Origin of the sequence: Pseudomonas sp. NPDC089406 (assembly GCF_044900265.1) — a bacterium.
GTDB lineage: Bacteria > Pseudomonadota > Gammaproteobacteria > Pseudomonadales > Pseudomonadaceae > Aquipseudomonas > Aquipseudomonas fakonensis.
In genome coordinates this window covers 30,636-46,715 of sequence record NZ_JBJDNC010000044.1, presented here as the reverse complement: position 1 = coordinate 46,715, position 16,080 = coordinate 30,636, and the positions used below count along the sequence as shown (strand labels likewise).

Genomic DNA, 16,080 nt, shown 5'->3' with positions numbered 1-16,080 from the left:
CTTGCCGGCGATAGGGCCGGCACAGGCGAATGCTGGCACCGGCTGTGCCGGTGATCGCCGGCAAGCCGGCTCCTACAGGATCGCGCGAAGCCCGAGCCAAGCGCAGTCCCTGTGGGAGCGGCTTTAGCCGCGAAGCAGGCGCCGCGGTGTCTGGCACCGGCTTCGCCGGTGTTCGCGGCTAAAGCCGCTCCCACAGAATCTTCGTTAAATCAACGAGTTGTGATTTGTTCCAGAGGAGCCGACTTGCCGGCGATGGGGCCAGGGCTGGCTTCAACAAAACCCCTAAAGCGCCTTCTCCCGACAATGCAGCAGCGCATCCCGGATCATCGCATTCACCAACGGCGGCGACACCCCCAGAATCTTGGCGATCTCGCGCTGCTTCATGCCATGAATACGGCACATCTCGAACGCATAGCGGGTGCGTTCGGGCAGGTCGGCCAAGGCCCCGCTAACCCGCTCCAGTACCTGCTGGTCCGACACCAGCGCCTCGGGGGTATCGCCGAAGATCGTCGCCGACTCGCTGCTGTCGGTGTCAGAGCACATCAGCCGCTCCTCGAACTGGCGACGCCGGTAATGGTCGATCGACAGGTTGCGCACCACCCGGGTCAGGTACGAAGCCTGCGAACGGATCTGCTCCGTTTCGCCAGCATCGTCCACCTTCATGAACGCTTCATGAACGATGTCTTCGGCGTGGCTGCGGCAGCCAATGATCTTCGCGGCAAGCCCGATCAGGCGCGAACGCTGGTCAAAGAACACGTCAAGCAAGGGGGAACCGCTGCGGGCTGCACCGTGTTTTTGCATGAGGCACCTGATCCATTCTTGAAGTCTGCCAGCGAGGGTGGAGAATCTAGTATTGTTAAGAACTATTTGCAACAAGTCTCCGATTTCGCTGTAGGCAGGATCTGACAATCGGTTACGAAACAGTCTTCTGAAGTTATTTGACAGTCATTCGTCGATGTAGGAAATCGCGCCGCAGGCCATTGCGCCAGGCGCCTTCAACCGACAGAGACGGAGAGATTTCAGATGGCTTTCGACCGCGAAGACGCAACGTTCAAGGTACTGGTCAACGCCGAGGAGCAGTACTCGCTGTGGCCTGACTACAAGGCCGTGCCGGCCGGCTGGCGCGAAGCCGGCAAGAGCGGCGCCAAGCAGGCGTGCCTGGACTACATCGAGTCGGTCTGGACCGACATGCGCCCCCTGAGCCTGCGCCAGCACATGGACGGGCAGGCCGGCCGGTGAGCGCCGTGCTGACCCTGTTCTGCCTGCCCTATGCCGGCGCCAGTGCCATGGGCTATGCGCGCTGGCGGCGCAGCGCCCCGGCCTGGCTGGATATTCGCCCGCTGGAGCTGCCAGGGCGGGGCAGCCGCGCATCCGAGCCGCTGGCCACCGACCTGGTCGACCTGGCCGCGCAACTGGCCCGCGAGCTGCGCGGCGAAACCTGGCGCCCCTACGCGCTGTTCGGCCACAGCATGGGCTCGTTGCTGGCCTTCGAGCTGGCCTGCGCCCTGCGTGCCCAAGGCCTGCCGCCGCCGCAGGCGCTGCTGGTGTCCGGTGGCGCGGCGCCCGGCATGCGCGACTATTTGCGTTTTCGTAACCCGATGAGCGACGAGCAACTGCTGGCCGAGCTGGGCGCGTTGCAAGGCACCCCCGACGAAGCCCTGCAGGACCCGGAGCTGATGCGCCTGGCCCTGCCAGTGCTGCGCGCCGATTTTCTGCTGTGCGGCCGCTACCGCTTCCAGCCCACCGCGCCGCTGCAATGCCCGCTGCACGTGCTGGCCGGCAGCCAGGACACCGCCCGCGAAGCGCAGCTGCTGGCCTGGCGCAAGCTGGCCGCGGTCGGCTTCAGCCTCAAGCTGTTCGACGGCGGCCATTTCTTCATCCAGTCCCATGAGCGCGCGGTGCTCGCGCACCTGGCCGAATGCCTGGCGCCCCACGCGCCGGCGCCGGCCGCCCGCCCCGATTCCCACTTCTTAGCAAAGGTGTGACATGACAGCTCTCCATGGCTCCCTGATCGAGGCGCTGGTCGCCCATGCCGGCCAGCAAGGCAGCAAGCCTGCGGTGCATTTTCTTCTCGACGGTGAAAGCCAGCGCCTGACGCTGAGCTACGCCGAACTGGACCGCCGTGCCCGCGCCCTGGCTGCCGAGCTGCTGCGTCACACCCAGGCCGGGGAGCGCGCGTTGCTGCTGATGCAAAGCGGGCCCAGCTACGTGGTGTCGTTTTACGCCTGCCTGTATGCCGGCATCATCGCCGTGCCGGCGCTGCCGCCCGAGTCGCTGCGCCAGTACGAGTTGAGCCGGGTGCGGGCGATCCTCGACGACGCCGAGCCACGCCTGGTGCTGACCGAGGCGCATCTGGCCGACTCGCTGCAGCAGGCCTTCGCCGAGGCGCTGCCGATGGTGCTGGCGGTCGACGCCCTGGCGCTGGACGAAGCTGCAGGCTTTACCCCGCAGCCGCCGGCAGGCGAGGCCGTGGCTTTTCTGCAGTACACCTCAGGCTCCACCGCCACGCCCAAGGGCGTCGAGGTCAGCCACGCGAACCTTGTGGCCAACGAGAACATGATGGTGCACGGCTTCGACCTGAACCCGGGCGACACCTTCGTCAGCTGGCTGCCGCTGTACCACGACATGGGGTTGATCGGCTGCTTGCTGCTGACCGTCTACCGCGGCGCGACCCTGGTGCTGATGTCGCCGCGCCAGTTCGTCGAGCGCCCAGCGCGCTGGCTCGAAGCCGTCAGCCAGTACCGCGCTACCCACACCGGCGCGCCGGACTTCGCCTTCCGCCTGGCTGCCGAGCGGGTCAGCGACAGCGTGCTGGCCAACCTCGACCTGGGCAGCCTGCGGGTGCTGTTCTCCGGCTCCGAGCCCATCCGCCAGGACAGCCTGCAGGCCTTTACCCAGCGCTTCGCCGCCTGCGGCTTCAACCCGCTGGCGTTCCTGCCGTGCTACGGCCTGGCCGAGGCCACGCTGTTCGTCACCGGCACCACCGCCGCCGAACCCTTCGTCAGTGCAAGCTTCGACAGCCATGCCCTCGGTGAGCACCGCGCTGAACCTGGGCAGGGCAGCCTGCTGGTCAGCAGCGGCATCCTCCACCCCGGCCTGGACGTGATCCTGGTCGACCCGGCCAGCGGCCAGCGCCAGCCCGACAGCCGCATCGGCGAGATCTGGACCAGTGGCGACAGCGTCGCCCGTGGCTACTGGCGCAACCCCGAGGCCACTGCCCGCGCTTTTGTCGAGCGTGACGGGCGCACCTGGCTGCGCACCGGCGACCTCGGCTTTTTGCGCGAAGGCCGCCTGTTCATCACCGGCCGGCTCAAGGACATGATCATCGTCCGTGGCCAGAACATCTACCCGCAAGACCTCGAACGGGCCGTGGAGTACAACGTCGAAGGTGCGCGCAAGGGCCGGGTGACCGCCTTTGTGGTCGACCAGGCCGACGGCGAAGGCATTGGCATTGCCGTAGAGATCGGCCGCGCCACCCAGCGCAAGATCGGCGCCGCCCAGCTGTGCGCCGAAATCGACCGCGCGCTGGCCGACGTGTGCCAGCAAACCCCGGTGTGGGTGGCCCTGCTGCAGCCCGGCGAGCTGCCCAAGACCTCCAGCGGCAAGCTGCAACGCTCGGCCTGCCGGCAAATGCTCGAACGTGGCGAGCTGGACTGCTTCCACCTGCGCCGCAACGACCAGCGCCCGCAGCGCCAGGGCCAGCCCCTGCAAGGTGAGCACCAGCAGCAACTGGCGGCAGTGTGGGCCGAAGTGCTCGGCCAGGGCGAGGTGTTCGCCGACGACAACTTCTTCGCCCTGGGCGGCAACTCCATCGCCGCCGCGCAAATCATCGGCCGCCTGCGCGAGCGGCTGGGGGTGAGCCTGCCGCTGGCTTGCCTGTTCGACCACCCGGTGCTGGCTGCCTTCGCCGGGCAAGTGGCCGAAGCCGCCGCCGCCCACGCCCAGCCGTTGCTCGCTGCTGACCCCCAGGCGGCCCTGGTGCCATCGTTCGCCCAGCAGCGCCTGTGGTTCGCCTGGCAGCTGGAGCCGCACAGCTCGGTGTACAACGTGCCGATGGCCCTGCACCTGCGCGGCCCGCTGGACAGCGAGGTGCTGCGCGCCGCCTTCGCCACCCTGCAGCAGCGCCATGGCGTGCTGCGCACCACCTTCCACGCCGACGGCGAGGGCGTGCGCCTGGTGCAGCACGCTAGCCTGGCGCTGGCTTTCAGCGTCGAACAAATCGCAGACCTTGCCGAGGCCCGCCAGCGTGCGGCGCAACAGGCGCGCCAGCCTTTCGACCTGGCCGCAGGCCCGTTGCAGCGGGTATGCCTGCTGCGCCTTGCGCCCCGCGAGCATGTGCTGTTGCTGACCACCCACCACATCGCCGTTGACGGCTGGTCGATGCGCAACCTGGTCGACGAGCTGGAGGCGCTGTACGCCGCAGGCCTTGCCGGGCGCGACGCCGCGCTGCCGGCGCTGGCGGTCGGCTACGGCGACTTCGCCCGCTGGCAACGCGCACTGCTGGCCGGCCCCGAGCAGGCCCGGCAACTGGCTTACTGGCAGCAGGCCCTGGCCGGCGAGCAGCGCTTGCTCGAGCTGCACAGCCAGCGCCCGCGCGGCACCGGCGCCAACGCCGTGTGCGAGCAGTTCAGCTTCAGCGGCGTGCAAACCAGCGCGCTGCGCGCCTACGCCAGCGCCCATGGGGTGACGCCGTTCATGCTGCTGCTCGGCGCCTTTGCCATCAGCCTGCGCGAACAGAGCGGCGAGTCGCGCATCCGCCTGGGCAGCGATATCGCCAACCGCAGCCACCCGGCCGCCGAGCCGCTGGTGGGCTTTTTCATTAACCAGCTGGTGCTGCAACTGGACCTGGACCTGGCCGCCGGCAGCGATGCGCTGCTCGAGCAATGCCGGCGCGTGGTGCTGGGCGCCGCCGGGCACCAGGACCTGCCGTTCGAGCAGTTGGTCGAGGCGCTGCGCCCACCGCGCCGGGCCGGGCGTTCGCCGTTCTTCAGCATCAAGCTCAACTACCAGGAAGGCGAGCCACCGTTGCCGCGCCTGCAGGATGTACGGGTCGAGGCCTTGGCCTGCGAACACCAGGCCGCCGAGCTGGACCTGATCCTCGGCTTCTACAGCAGTGCCGGGCGCCTGGAAGCCCGCTTCGAGGTGCCCCAGGGCCTGTTCCAGGCCTGCGAGCTGGCCGAACTGTTCGCCCAGATCCAGGCCGTACTCGACTGCTGGCTGGGCCAGCCCGGCCGTACCCAGGCCGACCTGCTGGAGGCCGCCGCCCAGGTGCGCCGCGCGGCGCGCAGCGCCGACAACCAGCAGCGCCGGCAACTGCTCGACAGCCAACGGCCGATGCGCCGGCGCGCCGTGCAGCCCACCCCTAACGCACAGAGTGTTCAGGAGCAATGATGAACGACGCCAAGGTCACGGCACTGCCCAGCATGGGCCGTGCACGCAGGAGCATCACCGCCGGCCAGGAACAGCGGGTCGTGTTCACCCCGTTGCTCGAAGGGCATGCCCTGCCGGCGCTGTGCCGGCCACGCTTTGCCGGCACCGACCTGGTGGCGTGGCTGGCGCAGAACCGCGATCAGGTGGAGGCGCGCTTGCTGGAACATGGCGCCATCCTCTTCCGCGGCTTCGACGTGGAGGGCATCGATGGCTTCGACCGCTGCGTGCAGGCGGTTTCGGGGGGGGCGCTGGAATACCTGTTCCGCGCCTCGCCGCGCACCCAGATCACCCGTCAGTTCAATATCTACAGCTCCACCGACTACCCCAGCAACGAGCGCATCTTCCCGCACAACGAGCACTCCTACTCGCCGGTGTTCCCGCTGCATTTGTACTTCTACTGCGACCTGCCGTCGCTGACCGGCGGCGAAACACCGCTGGGCGATACCCGTGCGCTGCTGCAGCGCATCGACCCGGCGGTGCGCGAGGAATTTCGCCAGCGCCGCATCATGTACGTGCGCAACTACGGCGATGGCATGGGCCTGCCCTGGCAGACCGTGTTCCAGAGCGAAGACCGCGCCGAGGTGGAAGCCTACTGCGCGCGCATCGGCATCCGCCCGGAGTGGAAACCCGGCAACCGCCTGCGTACCCGCCAGGTTGGCCCGGCCATCGTCCGCCACCCGCGCAGCGGCGAACAGCTGTGGTTCAACCACGGCACCTTCTTCAACGCCCTGACCCTGCCCGACACCCTGCGCGCCGCGCTGATCGCCGAGTTCGATGCCGACGACCTGCCGCAGAACACCTTCTACGGTGACGGCGCGCCGATCCCCGACGAAGTCATTCGCCACCTGCAGCAGGCCTACCGCGACGTCATGGTGGAGTTCCCCTGGCAAAAGGGCGATGTGGTGCTGCTCGACAACATGCTCTCGCTGCACGCCCGTAACGCATTCACCGGCCCGCGCAAGATTCTCACCGCGATGGCGATCGCCCAGAAAAGCGCCGACCTGGCACAAGATTGAGGTTCCCCCACATGCAACTGCCTGCCCACCAAGACGCCTTCCCCCTTTCTGCCCAGCAGGGCGCCGTGCTGGTTCGCCCCGGGCAACCGCTGGCGGCCTTTGCCCGTGTGCGCGTGCCGGGTGCCTATGACGAGGCCCGCCTGGGCCAGGTGCTCGCCGAGCTGCAACGCCGCCACGAAGTGCTGCGCACCCGCTACCTGCGCCTGGACGGCCTGCGCCGCCCGGTGCAGGTGGTGGAGCAGGGCGCCCTGGCGCCGCTGCAGCCGGTTGCCGGGCGCGAGGGCCTGGAGCAACTGCCCTGGGTCGCGGCGCTAGAGCAAGTGGAGGGCGACAGCTTCGTCGTGCGGCTGGGCGTGGCCCTGGCCAGTGTCGACCGGCAGGCGCTGCAGCAACTGGCCAGCGAGTTGCGCGCCGGTTACGCCGGCAGCCTGGCGCCGGCCGACGAAGAGGCGTTGCAGTACATCGACTATGCCTCGTGGCAGGGCGAGCTGGCCGGCGAGGACATGGGCCTGCGCGGCGCCGCCTACTGGCGCGGCGTGCTCGACGCCATCACGCCACGGGCGACGCTGCCATTCGAACACAGCGTGGGAGCGGGCTTGCCCCGCGATGCGGCCCGGCAGGTCACCCTGCCAGCCGCCCCCCTGCTGCAAACCCTCGATACCTACGCCAGCGAGCAAGCCCTGGCCAGCGACGACCTGTTGCTGTTCCTGTGGGCCGGTTTCCTGTGCCGCCTGGGCGAGCAGACCCAGGTCTCGCTGCTGGCCTGCGTGGACGGTCGCAACGCCCAGGTCGAAGGCATGCTCGGGCGCTTCGAACGGCACATGCCACTGAACCTGGCATACCCTGCCGACGCCACCCTGGCCCAGGCCCTGGAAGAGTTCCGCAGCCGCCTGGAGCAGGCCCGTTCGTGGCTCGAATGCCTGGACGAGGTGGCCGTCGAAAATGCCGACAGCCTGTACGCTTTCGCCGCCAGCCACACGCCGCAGGACGGTGTCGAACTGGAGCTGGATGCCAGCGTACTGGCGCCGCTGGGCCTGGCCCGCGTGGGTAATGAACTGCAACTGCACTACGTTGCCGACCAACTGGAACAAGACGTGGCCGCGCTGTGGCTGGGGCAGTTCGCGGTATTTGCCGCCCTGGCGCTGGGCGACTTCGAGCAGCGCCTGGCCCAGGTCAGCCTGCTGGGCGAACCGGAGCGTGCGCGTATCCAGGCCTTCGAGCAGGGCGCGGCCATGCCGCTGGCCAGTCCAGGCTTGCTGCACCGTTTGTTCGAGCAGCAGGTTGCCCGGCAAGGCCAGCGCGGCGCCGTGCGCCAGGGCGACCAGGTGCTCGACTACCTTCAGCTGGAGCAGCGTGCCAACCAGTTGGCCCACGCCCTGCAGGCGCAGGGGGTCGGGCGCGACAGCATCGTTGCCGTGTACGCGCCGCGTTCGCTGGCCGCGCTGGTGGCGATGCTGGGTATTCTCAAGGCCGGAGGCGCCTACCTGCCGCTGGACCCGGACTACCCGGCCGAGCGCCTCGGCTTCATGCTGGCCGACGCCGACGCCGGCGCCCAGTGCCTGCTGGCACTGGATGCCCCGGCCGCCGACCTGGTGCTGCCCGCCGGCCTGCCGGTGCTGTCGCTGGCCGAGGCCTCGCCGGTGTGGCAAGGCCCAAGCACACCGCTGGCGGTGGCGGTCGGCGCTGACGACCTGGCTTATGTCATCTACACCTCCGGCTCCACCGGCACGCCCAAGGGCGTTGCCGTAAGCCACGCCAACGCCCTGGCCTCGACCCTGGCGCGTTTCGTTCATTACCCGGCGCCGGTCGAATCCTTCCTGCTGCTGTCGTCGCTGTCGTTCGACAGCTCGGTGGCCGGGCTGTTCTGGACCCTCGGCCAGGGCGGTTGCCTGCACCTGCCGAGCGCCGCCCAGGCCAAGGACCCACAGGCCATTGCCGCACTGCTGGGCGAGCAGGGCATCACGCACTACCTGGCCTTGCCAGGGCTGCACGCCGAAGTGCTCGAGCACCTCGGCCAGCACGCCCTGCGCACCGTGGTGGTGGCTGGCGAAGCCTGCACCCCGGCGCTGCTGGCCCGCCACCAGGCGCGCCTGCCCGGCGTGCTGCTGAGCAACGAATACGGCCCCACCGAAGGCAGCGTCTGGTGCACGGCGTGGAACGCAAGCCAAGGCCCGGTCTCCATCGGCCGCCCGGCGCCGGGCATGCGCGTGCTGGTGCTCGACGCCAACCGCGAGCCGGTGGCGGTGGGGCAGGTGGGCGAGCTGTATGTCGCCGGCCCCGGCGTTACCCGCGGCTACCTGGGCCGCCCGGCACTCACCGCCGAGCGTTTCCCGACCCTGGCCGACGGCAGCCGCGGCTACCAGACCGGCGACCTGGCGCGCTGGCGCGCCGACGGCCTGCTGGAGTTCCTTGGCCGGGTCGATGCGCAGGTGAAAATTCGCGGCTTCCGTATCGAACTGGGCGAAGTGGAGGCGGTGCTGGCCAGTTGCGCAGGCGTTGCCGAAGCCGCAGTGGTGGTGCGCGAGGGCGCCAGCGGTGCACAGCTGGTGGCCTTTGTGGTTGGCGCCGACGAAGACGGGCAACTGGCCGGCCGCCTGCAGGCGGAACTGGCCCGGCGCCTGCCAGCGCACATGCTGCCCACCGCGCTGCGCAGCCTGGCACGCCTGCCGTTGATGCCCAACGGCAAGGTCGACCGCCGCGCCCTGGCCGCCGAGGCCGTGGTCGGCCAGGCCTACCAGGCGCCGCAGAGCGAACTGCAGTGCCTGCTGGCCGGCATCTGGCAGGAGGCGCTGGGGGTTGAGCGGGTCGGGTTGCAGGACAACTTCTTCGCCTTGGGCGGCCACTCGCTGCTGGCCACCCGCCTGCGCGCGCGGTTGCAGGAGCAGATGGGCATCGAACTGCCGCTGCGGCTGTTCTTCGAAGGCGACACCCTGGAGCGCTTCGCCGCCAAGGTGGCGGAGCTGCAACAGGCCCCGGGCAACGACCTGGATGCCCTGGAGAACCTGTTCGCCGAAGTGGAGGCACCATGACTGTGGTCGATCGTTCCCTCGCCCTGGCCCGGCGCTTCGCCGAGCTGGACCCGGCCGCACGCCGCGCCCTGGGTGAAAAGCTCAAGGCCCAGGGCATGAGCCTTGAAAGCCTGCCGATTCCACCGCGTGCCGAAGGCCAGCCTGTGGTGGCCGCCTCCTATGCCCAGCGCCGGCTGTGGACCCTGTGGCAACTGGACCGCAGCAGCGCCGCCTACAACCAGGCCGGCGTGCTGCGCCTGGACGGCGTGCTGGATGTCGCCGCCTTGCAGGCAGCCGTGAACGCCCTGGTGGCGCGCCACGAAATCCTGCGCACCCACTTTGCCGAAACCGATGGCCAGCTCACCCAGGTGGTAAGCCCGGCGGCCGGCCTTGCCCTGGATCACCTCGACCTCAGCGCCAGCGCCGACCCGCAAGCGGCGCTGCAGGCCGCCTTGCAGGCCGCTGCCGGCCAGGCCTTCGACCTGTACCAGGGGCCGCTGCTGCAGCTCACCCTGGTGCGCCTGGGCGAACAGCGCCACGGCCTGCTGCTGGCCATGCACCACATCATCTCCGACGGTTGGTCGATGCAGATCCTGCTCGACGAGCTGGCCCAGGGCTACGCCGCCCACCTGCAAGGCCAGGCGCCGCAGTGGCCGGCCTTGGCCGTGCAGTACGCCGACTACGCCCTGTGGCAACGCAACTGGCTCGAAGCCGGCGAAGGCGAGCGCCAGCTGGCCTACTGGCGCGCCACCCTGGGTGAGCGCCCACCCATTCTCGAACTGCCCGCCGACCGCGCGCGCCCGGCCGAAATGAGCCAGCGCGGCGCAAGCCTTGGCTTCGAGGTGCCCGCAGCGCTGGCCGCGCAGCTCAAGGCCCTGGCCGCCGCCAGCGGCACCAGCCTGTTCATGGTGTTGCTGACGGCGTTCAAGGCGGTGCTGCACCGCTATACCGGCCAGCAAGAACTGCTGGTGGGCGTGCCGGTTGCCAACCGCCAGCGCGCAGAAGTACAGGGGCTGATCGGCTTTTTCGTCAACACCCAGGTGCTGCGCAGCACGCCCCACGCGCGCTTGGCGTTCCGCACCCTGCTCGGCGAAGTGCGCCAGGCCGCCGCCGCCGCCCAGGACTGCCAGGACCTGCCGTTCGAAGAACTGGTGGACGCCCTGGGCGTGGAGCGCAGCCTGAGCCGCAACCCGCTGTTCCAGGTGATGTTCAACCACGAGCAGCGCGGCGCCAGCAGCCTGGCCGGCCTGCCCGGGTTGCACGCCTGGCTTGAAGTGGCAGCCCCGGAGGTAGCCAAGTTCGACCTCAGCCTGGACACCGAAGAGCTGGCCGACGGCCTGCTGCGCGGCGCCTTCACCTACGCCACCGACCTGTTCGATGCAGCGCGCATCGAGCGCCTGCGCGGGCATTTTTTGCGCCTGCTGGGCGACTGTGCCGAGCGCCCCGACAGCCCGCTGGGCGACCTGGCCATGCTCGAGCACCACGAGCAGCAGCAAGTGGTCGAGGCGTTCAACGCCACCGCCGTCGACTACCGCCAGGCACAGTGCCTGCAAGTGCTGATCGAGGCCCAGGCAGCCGCCACGCCGGATGCCACGGCGTTGATCGCCGATGGCCTTGAGCTGAGCTACGCCGAGCTCAACGCCCAGGCCAACCGCCTGGCCCATTACCTGCGCAGCCGCGGCGTTGGCCCCGAGCAACTGGTGGGCATCTTCGCAGAGCGCTCGCAGGCCATGGTGGTGGCCCTGCTGGCCGTGCTCAAGGCCGGCGCCGCCTATGTGCCGCTGGACCCGGACCAGCCCGACCAGCGCCTTGCCTACATGCTCGAAGACAGCGGCGCGAGCCTGCTGCTGACCCAGCAGCAGTTGCTCGGGCGCCTGCCCGCCGGCCTGCACGAAGTGCTGTGCCTGGACTTTGATGCCGGGCAGTTTGCCGCCAGCCCCGACAGCAACCCGAGCCTGCAAAGCCACCCCGACCAGCTCGCCTACTGCATCTACACCTCCGGCACCACCGGCCGGCCAAAGGGCGCGGGCAACAGCCACGCCGCCTTGTGCAACCGCCTGCAATGGATGCAGGCCACCTTTGGCCTGGGCGCCGGTGACCGGGTCCTGCAAAAGACCCCGTTCGGCTTCGACGTGTCGGTGTGGGAGTTCTTCTGGCCGCTGATGACCGGCGCCACCCTGGTGATGGCGCCGCCCGGCGCCCACCGCGACCCCGCCGAGCTCAAGGCGCTGATCGCCGGCCACGGCATCAGCGTGCTGCACTTCGTGCCGTCGATGCTGCAGGCCTACATGGCCAGCGAAACCCTGGCCGGCTGCCCCAGCCTGCGCCTGGTGATGTGCAGCGGCGAGGCACTGCCGCTGGACCTGCAACAACGTTTTCTGGCCCAGAGCAGCGCCGGCCTGCACAACCTGTATGGCCCAACCGAGGCGGCCATCGACGTCAGCCACTGGGCCTGCCACGACGCCCCTGGCCTGGGCAGCGTGCCGATTGGCCGGCCCATCGCCAACCTGCGCCTGTACGTGCTCGACGGCCAGTTGCAGCCGGTGGCCAGCGGCCTGCCGGGTGAGCTGTACATTGGCGGCGTGGGCCTGGCCCGCGGCTACCTGGGCCGCCCGGGCCTGACCGCCGAGCGCTTTGTCGCCGACCCGTTCGGCCACGGCGCGCGGCTGTACCGCACCGGTGACCTGGCGCGCTGGCGCGACGACGGCGCCGTGGAGTACCTGGGGCGCATCGACCACCAGGTGAAGATCCGTGGCCTGCGCATCGAGCTGGGCGAAATCGAGGCGCGCCTGCTGGAACACCCGGCCGTCAGCGAGGCGGTGGTGGTGGTCAGCGAGGCTGCTGCCGGTGCCAAACAGCTGCTGGGTTATGTGGTGGCAAGCGCCGACGACGGGCTGGCCGATGCCTTGCGCCTGCAACTGGGCGAGGCGTTGCCGGACTACATGGTGCCGGCGCAGGTGATCGTGCTTGCGCAGATGCCGCTGAGTGCCAACGGCAAGCTCGACCGCAAGGCGCTGCCGCAGCCGGTAGCGGTCGAGCGCGCCTTCGAGGCCCCCCAGGGCGAGGTGGAGCAGGCCCTGGCCAAGGTCTGGGGCGAGGTGCTGGGTATCGACCCGGTGGGCGCCCAGGACAACTTCTTCGAACTGGGCGGTGATTCGATCATCGCCATCCAGGTGGCCAGCCGCGCCCGCCAGGCCGGCTGGCAGTTCGGCCCGCGCGAGCTGTTCCGCCACCAGACCTTGCGCCAGCTGGCCCAGGTGGCCACGCCGCTGGGCGGGCAGGGCGCAGGTGCTGCGCGCCCCGAACGCGGGGTGATTGCCCTGACGCCGCTGCAGCAGCGCTTCTTCGCCATGCCCATGGCCCAGCGCGGGCACTGGAACCAGGCCCTGCTGCTGGCGCTGGAAACTCCACTGGCCGCTGAGCCACTGGAGCAGGCACTGAACGCGGTGGTCGCGCACCACGACGCCTTCAGCTTGCGCTTCAGCCAGGGCGAGCAGGGCTGGCAGGGCGCCTACGCGGCCAACCTCGCCGTCGAGCTGTGGGTACGTGAAGCCGAGGACGAGCAGGCCCTGCTGGCCATCGCCAACCAGGCCCAGCGCAGCCTCGACCTTGCCGCCGGCCCGCTGCTGCGTGCCGTGCTGGTCAACCTGCACGGCGCCGGCCAGCGCCTGCTGCTTACCGCCCACCACCTGGTGGTGGACGGCGTGTCGTGGCGCATCCTGCTCGAAGACCTGCAACAGCTGCTGGCCAACCCGGGCGCCAGCCTGCCACGGCGCAGCCACGCCTTCGGCGACTGGACCCGCTTCCTCGTGCAGCACGCCCAGGCCAGCGAAACCCTGGCGCAGCTGCCTTGGTGGCTGGCCCAGTTGGGCGAAGCCGCAGCCGAGTTCCCGGGCGCCCGGCATGCCGGCCCTGCGCCGGTGGCTGAAGCCATCACCCTGCCGCTGGCGCTGGACGAGCAACTGACCCGCCAGCTGCTGCGCGATGCCCCGGGTGCCTACCGCACCCAGGTCAACGACCTGCTGCTGTGCGCCCTGGCCCGCGCCTGGCAGCGCTGGAGCGGGCAGCCAGAGCTGCTGGTGGAACTGGAAAGCCATGGCCGCGAAGAGCACCTGGCCGGGCTCGACCTCAGCCGCACGGTGGGCTGGTTCACCGCCACCTACCCGCTGCGCCTGGCCGCCAGCGACGACCTGGGCCACAGCCTCAAGGCCATCAAGCAGCAACTGCGCCAGGTGCCGGACAACGGCCTGGGCTTCGGCCTGCTGCAACAACTGGCGCCCGCCGAGGTGCGCGCACAGCTGGCAGCGCGGCCACAGCCGCGCATCACCTTCAACTACCTGGGCCAGTTCGACGCCAGCTTCGCCCCCGGCATGCGCCGCGCCGAGCAAACTTGCGGCGACAGCCAGGACCCGGCCGCCCCCCTGGCCAACTGGCTGTCCATCGACGGCGGGGTCAACGAAGGCCGCCTGCAACTGGGCTTTACTTTCAGCCCCCAGCAGCTCGACGCCCAAGGCCTGGCGCAACTGGTGGCGCTGTTCGAGGGCGAGCTGCAGGCGCTGGTCGGGCATTGCCTGGCGCCCGGTGCCGGTGGCGCCACGCCATCGGACTTCCCCCTGGCCAATCTCGACCAGGCGCAGCTCGACGCCCTGGGCCTGCCGATCACCCAGATGCAAGACCTCTACCCGCTGTCGCCGATGCAGCAGGGCATGCTGTTCCACAGCCTGTACCAGCCCGGCGACGGCAGCTACATCAACCAGGTGCGCATGGATGCCGAAGGCCTGGAGCCTGCGCGCCTGCGCGCGGCCTGGCAGGCGGCGCTGGACAACCACGCCGCGCTGCGCACCGCCTTTGTCAGCACTGCGGCGGGGCAGCCGCTGCAAGCAGTGCTGCGCCAGGCGCAACTGGCCTGGCGTGAAGCCACCGGCGGCGACCTTGACGCCCTGGCCGCCGAGGAGCGGCGCCCCTTCGACCTGCAGCAACCGCCGCTGATGCGCCTGCTGCTGGTGGCTACCGATGCCGGCCACCACCTGGTCTGGACCTGCCACCACCTGCTGCTGGACGGCTGGAGCCAGGCGCAACTGTTCGCCGAGGTGATGCAACGCTACGCAGGCCAGGCACAACCGGCACCCGTGGGCCAGTACCGCGACTACATCGCCTGGCTGGCCGGGCGCGACCAGGCTGCCAGCGAGCAGTTCTGGCGCGAGCAACTGGCACCCTTGCAGGCGCCGACCGCGCTGGCCGGCGCGGTTGCCCTGGAGCAGCCCGGCAGCGGCACTGCCGAGCACCGCGCTAGCCTGCCGGCCGCCGCCAGCGAGCATCTGCGCAGCTTCGCCCGCCAGCGCAAGGTGACCCTCAGCAGCTTGTTGCAGGCCGCCTGGCTTTTGCTGTTGCAGCGCTACACCGGGCAAAGCTGCGTGGCCTTCGGCGCCACCGTGGCCGGGCGCCCGGCGCAGTTGCCGGGCATCGAGCAGCAACTGGGCCTGTTCATCAACACCTTGCCAGTGGTCGCAAGCCCCGATGGGCAGCAGACCGTTGGCCAGTGGCTCGAGCAGGTGCAGGCCCTGGGTGTGGCCGTGCGCGAGCACGAACACAGCGCGCTGTACGACATCCAGCGCTGGGCCGGGCAGGGCGGACAGGGCCTGTTCGACCAGATCCTGGTGTTCGAGAACTACCCGCTGGACAGCGCCATGCTCAGCGGCCAGGGCGACGGGCCGCGCTTCGCCAACCTGGTCAGCCGCGAGCAGGGCAATTACCCGCTGATGCTGCTGGTCAACCAGGGCGAGGCGCTGAGCTTCTGCTACAGCTTTGACCGGGCACGCTTCGATGCTGCGGCCATCACGCGGCTGCACGGGCACCTGCAACAGCTGCTGCAGGCGTTGAGCGAGAGCGCCGAGCGCCAGCTGGGGCAACTGCCGCTGCTGACGGGCGTGGAACGCGATGAGCTGCTGGCAGCGGGTGCTGCCGATAGCCATGGCATCGGCGCGTTCGACCTGGTCGAACAGTTCGAACAGCAGGTTGCCCGTGTGCCCGAAGCAATCGCCGTGCGCCAGGGCGAGGCTTCGCTCAGCTACGCCGAGCTGAACCGCCGCGCCAACCAACTGGCCCACCGCCTGCAAGCCGCAGGTGTTGGCCCGGATGTACGTGTGGGCGTGTGCCTGGAGCGCACCCCGCAACTGCTGGTTGCCTTGCTGGCGGTACTCAAGGCTGGCGGTGCTTACGTACCGCTGGACCCGGAGTTCCCGGCCGAACGCCTGCGCCATATGCTCGACGACAGCCGTGCACCGTTGCTGCTCAGCCAAAGCTCGCTGCAACCGGCGCTGCAAGCGCTGGGTGCCGAGGCCGAATGCTGGTGGCTGGATCAGCTGGTCGAAGAGCGCAGTGAAGCCAACCCGGCGTTGCAAGCCCAGGGCGACCACCTGGCCTACGTCATCTACACCTCCGGCTCCACCGGCAAGCCCAAGGGCGTGGCCGTGCGCCGGGCCGGCGTGGGCAACTTCCTGGCGAGCATGGCCCAGGCCCCGGGCCTGGCTGCCGACGGGCGCATGCTGGCGCTGACCTCGCTGTCGTTCGATATCGCCGTGCTGGAGCTTTACCTGCCGCTGGTCAGCGGTGCCAGCGTAGTGCTG

General features: G+C 69.7%; 8 protein-coding genes (1 of these 8 cut by a window edge). 7 read left to right on the top strand and 1 reads right to left on the bottom strand.

Annotated features, from left to right (window positions below):
- Window positions 1–282 precede the first annotated feature (282 nt).
- Window positions 283–756 carry an RNA polymerase factor sigma-70 gene (locus tag ACI2KK_RS24300; protein ID WP_263975052.1) on the bottom strand — a complete coding sequence of 158 codons (474 nt, stop codon included), beginning with the start codon at window positions 754–756 and terminating at the stop codon, window positions 283–285.
- Between ACI2KK_RS24300 and ACI2KK_RS24295 the strand changes: the two genes are divergently transcribed.
- The 7 genes from ACI2KK_RS24295 to ACI2KK_RS24265 all read left to right on the top strand — a co-directional run.
- Window positions 673–906, top strand: a complete 234-nt coding sequence (locus ACI2KK_RS24295; RefSeq protein ID WP_404670949.1) for a hypothetical protein — start codon at window positions 673–675, stop codon at window positions 904–906. The two genes, ACI2KK_RS24300 and ACI2KK_RS24295, sit on opposite strands and share 84 nt — an antisense overlap.
- Before the next feature lie 117 nt (window positions 907–1,023).
- A complete protein-coding gene (locus ACI2KK_RS24290; RefSeq protein ID WP_404670948.1) occupies window positions 1,024–1,239 on the top strand; it encodes an MbtH family protein in 216 nt (71 codons plus the stop codon).
- A 5-nt stretch (window positions 1,240–1,244) separates the two neighbouring features.
- Window positions 1,245–1,985: a thioesterase II family protein gene (locus ACI2KK_RS24285; RefSeq protein WP_404670947.1), complete on the top strand. Its 741-nt coding sequence runs from the start codon at window positions 1,245–1,247 to the stop codon at window positions 1,983–1,985.
- A gap of 1 nt (window position 1,986) precedes the next feature.
- Complete coding sequence (locus tag ACI2KK_RS24280) at window positions 1,987–5,391, top strand: condensation domain-containing protein (protein WP_404670946.1); 3,405 nt, start codon at window positions 1,987–1,989, stop codon at window positions 5,389–5,391.
- Entirely contained in the window at window positions 5,391–6,446 is a 1,056-nt protein-coding gene (locus ACI2KK_RS24275) for a TauD/TfdA family dioxygenase (protein ID WP_404670945.1), read from the top strand. The genes ACI2KK_RS24280 and ACI2KK_RS24275 overlap by 1 nt, the downstream gene beginning before the upstream one ends.
- An 11-nt stretch (window positions 6,447–6,457) precedes the next feature.
- Complete coding sequence (locus ACI2KK_RS24270) at window positions 6,458–9,475, top strand: amino acid adenylation domain-containing protein (protein ID WP_404670944.1); 3,018 nt, start codon at window positions 6,458–6,460, stop codon at window positions 9,473–9,475.
- Window positions 9,472–16,080: the 5' portion of an amino acid adenylation domain-containing protein gene (locus ACI2KK_RS24265; RefSeq protein WP_404670943.1), read on the top strand. Its footprint extends 4,266 nt past the window's final position; only the first 6,609 of its 10,875 coding nucleotides appear in the window; it begins with the start codon at window positions 9,472–9,474; the stop codon falls past the right edge of the window. The genes ACI2KK_RS24270 and ACI2KK_RS24265 overlap by 4 nt, the downstream gene beginning before the upstream one ends.

Excerpts from the sequence above, each read along its gene's own strand:
- ACI2KK_RS24295 (WP_404670949.1), top strand. The coding sequence starts at position 673 with ATGAACGATGTCTTCGGCGTGGCTGCGGCAGCCAATGATCTTCGCGGC.
- ACI2KK_RS24290 (WP_404670948.1), top strand. The coding sequence starts at position 1,024 with ATGGCTTTCGACCGCGAAGACGCAACGTTCAAGGTACTGGTCAACGCC.
- ACI2KK_RS24280 (WP_404670946.1), top strand. The coding sequence starts at position 1,987 with ATGACAGCTCTCCATGGCTCCCTGATCGAGGCGCTGGTCGCCCATGCC.
- ACI2KK_RS24270 (WP_404670944.1), top strand. The coding sequence starts at position 6,458 with ATGCAACTGCCTGCCCACCAAGACGCCTTCCCCCTTTCTGCCCAGCAG.
- ACI2KK_RS24275 (WP_404670945.1), top strand. The coding sequence starts at position 5,391 with ATGAACGACGCCAAGGTCACGGCACTGCCCAGCATGGGCCGTGCACGC.